Genomic DNA, 12,187 nt, shown 5'->3' with positions numbered 1-12,187 from the left:
AGTGTTCTAAAATACGGTCTAAATTATATAAATTTCTTTGTATGCTATTTGAAAAATCTTGTTTTATGTACTTAACCCGAAGTGTTCAGATTTGTTTATGAAACATAGTTTTACAAACCTTTTGCTCGGTCAGGGTAGTCGGTTATTACGCCGTCGCAACCCAAAGCCTTTACCTTTTCCATCTCGTCACGTTTATTGACTGTCCATGGAATAATTCTGATGCCCAAATCATGCAGCTGTTTTACTCTTTCAGCATTTACCTGCGTGAAGTAAGGGCTCCAGATATCAGGTTTAAAACCCAGTTTATCAAGATTCACCTGCACATCATTATTAGCTCTGGGGTCTAATAGCACAGCGATGGCCATTTTTTTATATTTGCCTGCCTGTGTTTGTGCATACCAGTGTTTCAGGATATTGTAATCGAAACTCTGCACGTTTACTCTTTCAAGAGGCACTTCTTTCACAATAATATCATAAACCAGATCTGAAAACGCGGTAACATCAGGTTGAGTTTTTCCTATTTCTTTTTCGCTGCTTTTTATTTCCACATTGTATTTTATAGGAGGCAGACCTTTTTTTCTGGTATATTTTTCAATCTCTCTGAAAGTCTCTGTCAATAAAGGTTTATAAGCCTTCATTTTCTCCTGCTCCGGAAACCCCTTATTGCCTCTCGAACCCACGTCATATTTTTTGATTTCCTTATAATCCAGTTCATACAGATTCCCCTGTGTTTCTTTACTTATAAATATGCCTTTAGGGTCGGTTGTGATGTCCGGATTAAAGTAAGTATCGTGCGATACCACCACTTTTTTGTCCTTTGAAATAACCACGTCTAGCTCAATGACATGGGCGCCCAGATCAATGGCTTTTTTAAACGACTGAATGGTATTTTCTGGTACTAAACCACGCGCTCCACGGTGGCCTTCAATTTCGAAAGTTGTAGTTTGTGCCATTGCTAAAACCGGAAACAAAAAGAATAATAAGGCTTTCATTTAATGTTATGATTGAATAGTAAATAATAAACGCAGCACAAAGGTGTGTTATGCGGATTAATCGGAATCAAACGTTCCACCAATAAGTAAATTTCACAACCAGACTTCTGTTCCTGACCTGAAAGGTATCAGAAAAATAGTTGTCGGTATAAACCAGAAACAAGTCAGACGCCGGGCTATACCGCCATTGTAAACGGGTATTGATATTGAAATTGTTGTTCTGGTTGTTAAACTGTACAAAATTAGTCAGGAACAATTTATTTGTAAAGGTAACATCAATTTTAGGGCCTAGCAGCCAAAGATTATATTGTTTATTTATTAATTCTTTCGGCAGAATCGGGTCTTGTTCAAAAGCCAGTCGGTTATAGTTGGCGCTCATGGTAATGGCCACATAAGGCTGGAACCGATACCCTACCTCACCATTTAAACGCAGGCGTGTTCCGTTGGCATAATACCCACCATAGCGCGTTGAAACCAGATAGGTCAACAAGGCCTGTGGCTTAGACGTATAATCAAAACCAAAGGAATTCCATTTGTGTTCGCTCCCGGCCGGTAAAAATACGCCGGCGTAGTTGGTTGGGTCAAAACGATTAAGGAGTTTTACATAATTATGCGCGCCCCATATAAACAGGGTATTGGTTTTTCTGAAATTGATTTTATAGCCAATCAGCTTTTCGTTTTCAGTTTCCTGCGAAAAATCCTTTGTAAGGTAATGAGTCAGTATTAAAGACGGGCCATGACTCAGAATTGTACCCCCGGCTTTCGGAAACAGCAAATATGCAATTTGTGGGTTTACTTTGCCATAATTGATACGTGGCACATATCCGACCTCGGCCGAATAACTGTACCCAACCCGCTCAAACTGCACACCGGTAACCCATTTTTTGGAGGTATAAAGAATATTACCTGCAAAAACATCATCATTATTTTTAGCAGTTGGCGTAAACGAAGTTAAATACAGAAGTTTCCCTGTCCATACATTGTTTTTTGAAGCAAGGTTATACTCAACACCAATATTGCGATTGAATTGTGTGAGATTATTCAATTTAATGATAGAGTCTGAGGTAACTCCATAATTAAGTGTCTCTTTATTAACCATCATAATAGCTATATTAGAACGGGCAAACACCCGGCGCTGCAAAGCTATTACACCGAAATTCTGCGCGGGTATACCCGTTTCATTTTTTCCGGTTTGCATGTTCATAAAGCCAATTCGCCAGTCTTTATTAAGCTTACCGCTTAGTCTGACTCCGAAGTTAATCGGCGCATTCAAACCGATACGCCGCGAAAAGAAAGGACGGATATTCTGGTAACCGAAGTTGGAGAATAAATCGCCGTTTTCCAGAAAGAACTGTCTTCTTTCCGGAAACAATAATTCAAAGCGGTCCAGGTTGGTTTGTTGCTGGTCAACATCTACCTGAGAGAAATCCGGGTTAACGGTTAAATCCAGATTCAGAGAAGACGTAAGACCAATTTTGGCATCGAAGCCGATATCTCCCCGCAGCTTGGTAGGGGAGCTGGTTTCATGATTAGCCCTGACACCGCCCAAAGTATACGGAATAATAGAAATATTCGAGCCTGCCTGTGGTGGTGGTTCATCCCAAACCAGTGAGGCGGCATAAGCTAATGAAGCCGTTGGAAACTGACGGGGAACAGGCGCCCAGGCTGATTTTTCAGTGGTTTTTAAATCCAGACGACTGAAATTTACACCCCAGCGGGTAATACCCTTTTTATAACGGAGTGTCTTAAACGGAATGGCGGCTTCCCAAACCCACTTGTCGTCATCATATTTAACTTCAGACGTCCACTTGTTTTCCCAGCTCAGGTTGGCCGAACTACCATTGTATAATAAGCCATCCCATTGCGCGCCATGTGCATTGGCACCAAAAGTAAAACCGTTGGTCTGGTCGTCGAAAGTATCAATAAAAAGTAAATCGTTGTCGTTTTTACCGAAGTTAAAATCACGTTTCAGCGATTCAACCATGTACGGACCCGGGACTTTTTCGTAATTGATGAATAGAACGTAAAGATTTTTGTCGTCGTAGGTCATCTTTACCTCTGTTTTCACAAAAGCTTTGCTGGTGTCCATAGGTAAAACCTGATAAAAATCAGAGGCCAGTTGTGATTCTGCCCAGGCTCTTTCATCCGGAATCCCGTCGATCTTAATCGGAGAAGTGGCCCGATGAATGCGATATTCTATTTTATCATTTTTCTTCTGAGCATAAGTGTTTAAGGTAAGAAAAACAAAAAGGCTAAGGGTAATGTAAAAAGGTTTTTGTAATACAGGTTTCAAAGTATTAATAAAGATTATAAGGTTGAGACAGTAAATTTACGAAGCTAAAAACAAAAACCTCACAGAATTTAAAATTCTGTGAGGTTTTTGTTTTTAATAGTATTAGATGTGCCTATTGGCTTAATTCATCTGTTGAATCTTTCGTTTTCTTTGCCTGCATATCAAAAATCAGCGTGATACGCCAGGTATTGGCCAGTGCGTTTCCTTGCGAAACCGGAATCAGGTAAGCAAGATCAATACCATAGTTGTTTTTGAATTTTAAACCCAGACCACTTGTAACATATTTCTCCCCGCCTTTGAACGCGCTTTGTACGAAGTATCCTCCCCGAACGGCAAACATATTATTATACAGGTATTCAACACCAAAAGAACCTGTAAATTCTCTCAATTCTTCCTTGAAGCCATCAGGGGCGTCGGTAAATGACGAGAATATGGCCTGAATGGAACTAACATCTTTAGGGTCTTTCCCTTTTACAACGTTTCCGTTATTATCTCTTAACGGAGGTGTCGGTACCAGTAATTTATTTACGTCAACCAGAAAATTGAACTGGTTATAATTATCTATTTTATAGTTTAATCCACCACCCAGTTTAAGATTGGTTGGTATGAAGTATTTCGTCTCACGGCCATAGCTTATTTTACCACCGATGTTCTGAATTACTGCACCACCCGAAAAAGAAGCGCCTTTTTCACGGTTTTTCACACTTGGCGAATTATTCATATAGAAAAATGAGATGTCGCCGGCCACTGTATTCGCCGGTTTACTTGCCACCTGATTAATTACCTGTGTACCAACAAGGTTAGAGTGTATGTATTTAAGATTTACACCCATTGACATGTCTCTGTTCAGTTTACTCGAATAACCGGCTGTAATATTGAAATCTTTTGATTCAAATGTTCCGGTATTTTCGCCATACATATTCATGAAATCAAATCTCCCCTGATCAAAATAGGTCATAGATAAACCTACCGCCTGGTCTCTTTCAAATTTCTTATAAATAGCCGCATGTAGTAGACCCATGTCGTCGATTATATCTCTCAGCCAGGGTGTATATGTAACAGTTGAACCCAGATCCCGGTCAATAAATGACAATTTAGCGGTGTTCCAATACAAGGAATTTGCATCCGGAGAAGAGGCGGCACCGGCATCGCCTAAAGCGGCTCCTCTTGAGTCTGGTGAAAAGGTAAGAAAGGGCACAGCAGTTGAAACCACTCTTTTCTCAAACGTAGGGTTCGTTTGTGCTTGAGCAGACAATGAATTTATTAAAACTAAACATGCCAAAGTGGCCAATAATTTGCTTTTCATGAGAGCTTTTTTTTCATTCCACCCTTTTGGGGGTACTTTTTATATTATATGTATATATCAGATTCTAGTAATTGAAGGCACCAAATATAACAGTTTTTCTTATTTACTTCCAAAATACTAATTTCCCGGACGCATAAGTTTTTATTTTTTTCTCTGAAAAACTGGCAGTAATCCGATAAAAATAAGTGCCGTCTATCAAGTTCTGAGAGTCGAGTGTCATGTCTATGTTTAAGGTATTTAAACAAACATAACATTGTTCATACTTCTCAAAAACTTTCTTACCTGATTTATCAAACACCTCAACGTGAAAGGTAATGTCTTCACCATCAGCGTTATGTTCAATCCGAAAATTAGTTGCTCTCTGAAAAGGATTAGGGTAATTATATACCTGAAGTAGTTTAAACTTTTCGTTGTCTACTACGAAATCTAACGATACCTCCGTGGAATTATTATAAGTATCCCATATTTTTAATTTAAGGTTGTGTGTGCCCGCCGGGAGTTTCCCCAATGCATATTTTAATAAGCCTTTCGTATAATCGTCTGTGCTTGTAAAATATTGATTAGCAACTATTTGTAAGGTATCGTTAAGTGTAATAATTATCTCATGACCAATTCCTGCCTGAGACAGATTAATACCGCTTTCGTCGGAAATGCTGGCTTCCAGAGTATTGTTTTTATCTACAAAAAGTTCAATTTCGGGGCCTTTGGTATCTGCGTTTGTAATGGGCGCGCTTTCGCCTACAAGAATATCGTCAAAACTGCCGATAGCATCGCGGCTACTATCTGCATTAACGGCATAGCAGGTAATTTTCCCTTGCCCCAATTGGTAGTTGATATCTTTAGGAACTATAAAATTAACAGAAAAAATACCTTTTTTAACAGCTACCTTTCCTTCGAAGAGCTTGTTCTGATAAATCTGGTACCTGAATTTCTCCGTTTTCTGGCCAAGTGTGCTTACCGTTGAAGGCTTGTCAAAAACAGAAACGATAACATAACCGTTAAAATCATTTTTTAGTTTGTCGGTATCAGCATCTCTTGTTTCGCCCTCAATAGAAACTTTTGCCAGGGCTTTCAGAACCTGATTCTCCGGATTCTGATTATTTATTTTTGTAATAGTAACTTTATCAGCCGGATAAGCCAGCTTCATAGACGGATCGCCGAGAAGTGAAAAATTACGATTATTGACATGGCTGAGCGAGTTGTTTTTGGTAATTCTGAAAATATCGCCCAACCGCGAGTCAGTATTTTGTTTGTGTAAAACGAAGCCCGAATAAAAAGCCTTGTTCAATAAAAAATTGGTATACGAATAAACAGGTCGGGTGGTAGTCAGTAAACCAATGGCTCCGCCTCGTGGGCTAAGCAAGGCCAGTTCTGCTCCTGAAACTACTGAGGGGTCATCAAAACGACCGAAAGAACACGTGGCGGTCAAAAACAAAGGCATGTTCCCCAGATTTTTCCAGGTCGCAATCTGGTCAGTGGTCAGTATTTTTTCCTCGGTCCATCCTTCAGGGCCACCATGGCCGCTATAATTTACAATCAGACTACCCTCGTTTACTGCTTTGTTTAATGCCTTGTTGGCATCGGGGGCTATTGTACCGGTTGAGGTTGCCAACTGTTTGAAATCATCAACATAAATTTTGTTGATAGATAGGTTTTTATCCTGTGTTTCAAGCGTAGTTGCAATCTGGTCAGCGTCTGACTGATGAACGTTGCCGTCGCCGTCGTCAGCTATAAAACTTATTTTCCCTCGCCATTTTCCGGTTGTTTTGTTGGTTTGCGCATAATAGACCAACTTATCAACAATATTCCGGGCTTCTTCGGCCGACTTGGCGGGCAAGCGCCCCACACCAATATCAAGTGTATGATTCCCCTGATTATCTTCTGTCCAGTCGCCCTCATGTGTTTCCAGAAAACCAAGGTAATCATCAGAAGAAAAACTTAAAACGGGATTCAACGATTCCCGGCTTTCGTAAGTAGGTATATAGAGATTCGGATTGACAAACGAAAACTGATTGTTGTTTTTGTAATCGTAGGTGGCATCGCCGAATAGGAGTAGGTATTTCAGTTTCCCGGACTTTTTAAGCCATAAAAACCGGGCAAAATCGCGAATGGCACTTACATCAGGTTTGCCAGAAGCAAATTCATTGTAAACTTTCTGCGCTGTTACTACCAATACCGAAAGGCCGTCGTTAGCGGTTCTGAAATCGGCCAGTCTTTGCGCCTGGTTTTTCCATTCAGGTAATGTTACAATCAATAGATCCGGCACTTCAGCTTCATGCAGGTTCTGACTACCAATTTTTTCAATGGTTCGGGGTTCCGGCAGGTTTTTATCTGAGAACAGCACAAATGTTTTTAACACACCTTCGGTTGTTATTCCGAAACTGACTTCTGAACCATTGCGTGTATAGGAGATATTTCGGGGAAACAGCGGATTAGTAATATCCCAGATTTTCGATTGCGGCGTGCTTTGGGTTACTCTAAACAAGCTCGTTGCATTTGAACGGCTTTCTAATGACCGGACAATGGTTTGAGATTCATAAAATTGCAGACTCCGTTTCGACTGAATTTCATAATGGTTCAGGTAGGCATTAGCAGTAGATTGTCCGCCTTTATTGTACGTGTAAGTAAGTTTTACTGTATTTCCGTTACCAATGGTAGTGGTAAAAGTGCCGTTGCTTTCGGTTCCTTTCAGGTCATAAATACCTTTTGCATCGTATTGCCCGGCTCTGATCGGAGTAAAGGTGAGATTACCCAGTGAGTTACCGTTAAGTTTCAGATTTAACAGGGTAGCAGCATAAGCAACCCCTATACCTGATGTTTTTACTTTTATGACTGAATTCGGCACCAGACCTTCAATGGTATGGTCAAAACTGAGTTCGGTACTTAGTCCTAAACCCTCGCCATACCATTCTCTGCCAGACCCTCCCAGTTCTCTTGTCCCTGAACTTATCAGGTTTTTAAGGTCTGACTCGTGGAATCTGAAATCATCAAAAGTAGTGATAGCGTTAGTCGATTCAACAGTATTCGCATCCGCAATGCGCAGACCTTTTGAATCAGAAATAGTCAGAAAATAAAACGTAGTATCTGAATAGTAGTTTTGCTGATGCCCGAATTGCTGCGTGGTTTCATTATAAAATGTAATATTCGGGCTTTCGGCATAAAAAAGAATATAATCGGCGTCATCAAATCTGCCGTCGTTTTCACCGGTTACCTCAATGGCATTTTCTGTTAAATCTGTAGGTCGGCTTTGAGAATTGGCCTGAGGTAACATAGCTCCGCCATTACCATAGAGTCTTATATTTTGCGGATTAACTTTGCTGATGTCAACACCGGCTTTTTTCAGAAAGTCAGCGTTTATTTTGTGTATGCCCGTTTGGTTAGTTGCAATTTTATACCATGTACCTTTGCTCAAAACAGAAGGCTGTGCCTGAAGCTTATACAGGCTCAACAGAAAAATACAGGCAGAATATAACCAACTCTTCCATTGAAAAGAAGAGCCTGAAAATCTCCAAAAAGCATTATTTGTCCGATAGAGAGCCATGCACTTATTATCCTTCTGTTAAATCAACCCTCGCAGTGGCCAATATAGTGTATCGTCGTTTAGAATTACGTTCCATGCATAGCACACGGGTGCGACGTTTCTCAATCCGTTGAAAAACCGTATTCCGGAAAGTGAACCATTGATTATCTGGTACATCCGACAACAAGATGCCGCTTTGGGGTGTCAGGTCATGACTTTGTAAAGCTTTTGCCAGAGGCGCATAACTTACTGACGAGGCAGCCGGATTACTCATATATTTTTTCAGAGGTATCAGAATCGGCTCCGGAAAAACATGTTGATTCAGTAACGGAGCCATCAAAACCTGAAAACTTTTCTTCCATTCGGCGCCATGAGGGTCTATTTTCCTGCGTGTTTTGTTAAGCCAGGCGCGCTGATGCGCAATTTCATGAATATAGGTGATCGTGAACGCATAGGCATTCAGATCGTTGTTAATCGTAATTTTATGCTGCCCGTCTTTAAACGTGTAATTGCCAAAGCACGAACTGCGCGTGCGGGTAATTTTAAAAGAAAAGGGTTGTTCTTTCCAGAGTGTCAGGCAATAGTCTACGGCCCATGCAGGCACGTGCTTGTTCAGCATTTCATGCATTTTTCGGGCAACATCCGGGCTGTAGGTAACAGGCGGAGGCGGCGACGGTTTTTCCTGCAGAGCTCTTGTAACGGTTTTAAATAATCGGGTAATGGACATGGAAAACACTTTTTTAATCAAAAATAGAAGATAAAATCTTCAAAGGCACTTTTTTCTTGCAGAAGATACACAGCACACTTTCTATATCTAACAAAATTGTAGCATGAAATATTTCAAAAGTATATGAAATGATAATTTCAGCTGATCCGGCTCCAGTTGGTTTCGTTGTTTCGCAGATTCAACAGATGGTGTTTTACAGGTGCATTTTCGGGGTTTTCTATTTCAGGATCATTATCCAGAATTTCAATGGCGGCCTCCCGGGCATATTTCAGAATCTCTCCGTCTTTGGCTAAATCGGCCATTTTCAGGTCTAGCATACCGCTTTGCTGGGTGCCCGCCATATCTCCCGGTCCACGAAGCGACAAATCAACTTCTGATATTTCAAAACCATTGTTGGTTCTTACCATGGTTTCTATGCGGGTGCGGGTTTCTTTGGCCAGTTTGTAGTCGGTCATTAGTATACAATAAGACTGTTCTGCCCCGCGCCCCACGCGGCCCCTTAATTGGTGCAGCTGCGATAAACCAAAACGATTGGAGCTCTCAATGAGCATAACAGAAGCATTGGGGACGTCAACACCTACTTCAATTACCGTAGTAGCCACCAGTATCTGCGTTTCCTGATTTTTGAAACGCTGCATTTCATAATCTTTTTCTTTCCAACCCATCTTACCATGCACAATGCTCAGGGCATATTCCGGAAAAGCCCGGGCAATACTTTCATAGCCATCCATCAGGTTTTTAAATGAAAGTGTTTCAGATTCTTCAATCAGCGGATACACAATATATACCTGCCTGCCTTTCCGGATTTCGCTACGCATAAATTCAAATACTCTCAGCCGGTCAGAATCATAGCGATGGATGGTCTGGATAGGCTTACGCCCTTTCGGCAGCTCGTCTATCACCGAAACATCCAGATCACCATAAAGTGTCATAGCCAGCGTGCGTGGAATAGGCGTGGCTGTCATCACCAGAATATGAGGCCTGAAATCCAGGTTTTTGTCCCACAGTTTGGCCCTTTGTGCCACCCCGAAGCGGTGTTGTTCATCAATAATACACAGCCCCAGATTTTTGAACTGCACGTGGTCTTCCAGCAAAGCATGTGTGCCTACCAGAATCTGGATACTGCCGTCAAGGATGCCCTCATCAATCAGCTTGCGTCCTTTTTTGTTGACAGAGCCTGTCAGCTCGGCAATTTTGATGCCTATCAGGTCGGCGAACTTTTTCAGATTGGTATAGTGTTGATCTGACAATATTTCCGTCGGAGCCATCAGGCAGGCTTGTGCGCCGTTATCTATGGCCAGTAGCATGGTTATAAATGCAACAATGGTTTTGCCACTGCCCACATCGCCTTGCAACAGCCGGTTCATTTGCTTGCCTGAGCGCAAATCTTCAAAAATTTCCCTGATTACCTTCTTTTGTGCATTGGTTAAATCAAATGGCAGATGATGCTGGTAAAACTCGGTGAGTAACTGCGTTTTGATGAATACCTGTCCGGCAAAATCCTGCTTACGGATAAGCTTTTGCTTAATAAGCCGGAACTGATTGTAGAACAGTTCTTCAAATTTCAAACGCCGGGTGGCTTGCCTGAGTGTTTCGGCATTCAATGGCAGATGAATATGATAAAGCGCATCCTGCTTAGAAATAAGCCTGAACTTATGAATCAAAGAAACAGGCAGTGTCTCGCGGATGTGGGGCCTGGCAGAACCCAGCAGTACTTTCATCCAACGGCTCATCTGTTTACTGTCGATGTATCGTCTGCGGAGTTTTTCAGTCAATGAATAAACGGACTGAAAGTAACCGCCTTGTTCGTTTTCCGGGGTAAGCACATCCATTTCCGGATGGCTTATCTGCCATTTGTTGCCAAAAATAGTAGGCTTACCATACACAATATATTCGCCTTGCAGGCGCAGGGTTTTTTCTAGGAAAGTTAGTCCCTGAAACCAGGTCAGTTCCATGATTCCGGTGCCATCGGTAAACTGGGCTACTAGCCGTTCTTTGGCGCCTTCACCAATTCTGTCCCATGAACGCAACCGGCCTTTGATTTGCGCCGCATACATGGTCTCGTTCAGTTCGCTGATCCGATGAAACTGCGTGCGGTCTTCGTGCCGGAAAGGATAATATTCGATAAAATCGCCGTAAGTGAAGATATTGAGTTCCTTATTAAGCAGCTCGACTTTCGTTGGGCCGATTACTCTCAGGTTTTCAATCTTTGTATCAAAAAAAGATGTTCTTCGCTCGCTCATGGTATCGAATTTAGCAGTAAGGGCAAAAATGAACAAATTTTTTTTGATTTTTTGCAAAAAGTCTCTACATTTGCAATCCTTAAACAGGTATGGAGGTCTTAGCTCAGCCGGTTAGAGCGTCGGATTGTGGTTCCGAAGGTCGTGGGTTCGAGCCCCATATTCCTCCCTTAAACTCCCTTGAAACTTGGTTTCTTGGGAGTTTTTGTTTTTAGGAGATTTTTTTAGAAAAAAAAGGCGACTCTTCCGCTGAAATTATTCATCTGCCTTTTGTAAAATACGTACTTAAAATCCCACATTTTTTCAATAAATTGCTATACGAAAATTAACAAGTATGATATCCAACTCCACCATATCATGCAATTCAAAGTTGAAAAGGTAACGCTGAACGATATCCTGCCGTATCGTGATTTGTTTCTGCAGGAAATAAACCGGCAGGTAAGAAATAATGCCTGTCATGGGCGTGGCTGGTCAGATTCTTATCTGATTTATGCCGATGATATAATCATCGGCTACGGCTCAGTACAAGGGCAGGAAATACCTGACAGAGATACCCTCTTTGAGTTTTATCTGCTGCCTTTGTATCAGCATCTGGCCAGCAGGGTTTTCCCATACTTATTGTCGGCTTCCGGCGTTAAATACATTGAAACGCAGAGCAATGCGCTGTTGCTCACTACGATGCTTTATGAATTTGCTGTGAACGTACATGCACCGGTTGTTTTGTTTGAAGATGGCCCGTATCCCAACTTGCCTGCCCCCGAGGGTGTTACTTTTCAGGCCAGAAAAGAATTTGAAGAGTTATACGGCAAACAAACAGAAAGCGACAGCGGTTATGTGCTTGAGAAAGCAGGGGAAGAAGTAGGCAATGGAGATTTTTTATTGCACTATAACAAACCTTTTGCAGATTTGTATATGGAAATAAAAGAGAGCCATCGCCAACAAGGCTTAGGCTCTTTTCTAATACAGGAACTGAAGCGAGTATGTAACAGGGCCGGGAGAGTACCTGCCGCCCGGTGCAATGTAGAAAATAAGGCTTCGAAGGCTACTTTGTTAAAAGGCGGCCTGAAGGTGGCCGGTGTAATGCTGATAGGAGAAGTAAAAAAATGACA

General features: G+C 41.6%; 7 protein-coding genes and 1 tRNA gene. 2 read left to right on the top strand and 6 right to left on the bottom strand.

The window, feature by feature from the left end; genetic code table 11:
* Positions 1–110: 110 nt before the first annotated feature.
* From AC1RRY_RS13980 to recG, 6 genes are all read right to left on the bottom strand, one after another.
* Positions 111–992, bottom strand: a complete 882-nt coding sequence (locus tag AC1RRY_RS13980) for a glycerophosphodiester phosphodiesterase family protein (RefSeq protein ID WP_492819771.1) — start codon at positions 990–992, stop codon at positions 111–113.
* A gap of 67 nt (positions 993–1,059) precedes the next feature.
* Positions 1,060–3,285 (bottom strand): carbohydrate binding family 9 domain-containing protein, encoded by a 2,226-nt coding sequence (locus AC1RRY_RS13975; RefSeq protein WP_492819773.1) that lies wholly within the window; start codon positions 3,283–3,285, stop codon positions 1,060–1,062.
* A 112-nt stretch (positions 3,286–3,397) separates the two neighbouring features.
* The gene (gene porV / locus AC1RRY_RS13970; protein ID WP_492819775.1) at positions 3,398–4,591 is read right to left on the bottom strand and encodes a type IX secretion system outer membrane channel protein PorV; all 1,194 of its coding nucleotides are present in this window, start codon (positions 4,589–4,591) and stop codon (positions 3,398–3,400) included.
* A 103-nt stretch (positions 4,592–4,694) separates the two neighbouring features.
* Positions 4,695–8,132 (bottom strand): type IX secretion system sortase PorU, encoded by a 3,438-nt coding sequence (gene porU, locus AC1RRY_RS13965; protein WP_492819777.1) that lies wholly within the window; start codon positions 8,130–8,132, stop codon positions 4,695–4,697.
* A 7-nt stretch (positions 8,133–8,139) separates the two neighbouring features.
* Complete coding sequence (locus AC1RRY_RS13960) at positions 8,140–8,838, bottom strand: SprT-like domain-containing protein (RefSeq protein ID WP_492819779.1); 699 nt, start codon at positions 8,836–8,838, stop codon at positions 8,140–8,142.
* Positions 8,839–8,975: 137 nt separating this feature from the next.
* The gene (gene recG, locus AC1RRY_RS13955) at positions 8,976–11,081 is read right to left on the bottom strand and encodes an ATP-dependent DNA helicase RecG (protein WP_492819781.1); all 2,106 of its coding nucleotides are present in this window, start codon (positions 11,079–11,081) and stop codon (positions 8,976–8,978) included.
* A gap of 91 nt (positions 11,082–11,172) precedes the next feature.
* Between recG and AC1RRY_RS13950 the strand changes: the two genes are divergently transcribed.
* Both AC1RRY_RS13950 and AC1RRY_RS13945 read left to right on the top strand, forming a co-directional pair.
* Positions 11,173–11,248 (top strand) — tRNA-His (locus tag AC1RRY_RS13950).
* Between the two features lie 187 nt (positions 11,249–11,435).
* Positions 11,436–12,185, top strand: coding sequence for a GNAT family N-acetyltransferase (locus AC1RRY_RS13945; RefSeq protein ID WP_492819783.1), 750 nt, complete (start codon positions 11,436–11,438; stop codon positions 12,183–12,185).
* Positions 12,186–12,187 lie beyond the last annotated feature (2 nt).

This window comes from Emticicia sp. GW821-FHT11C11 (assembly GCF_058808615.1).
This window is presented reverse-complemented; position numbering and strand designations above follow the sequence as displayed.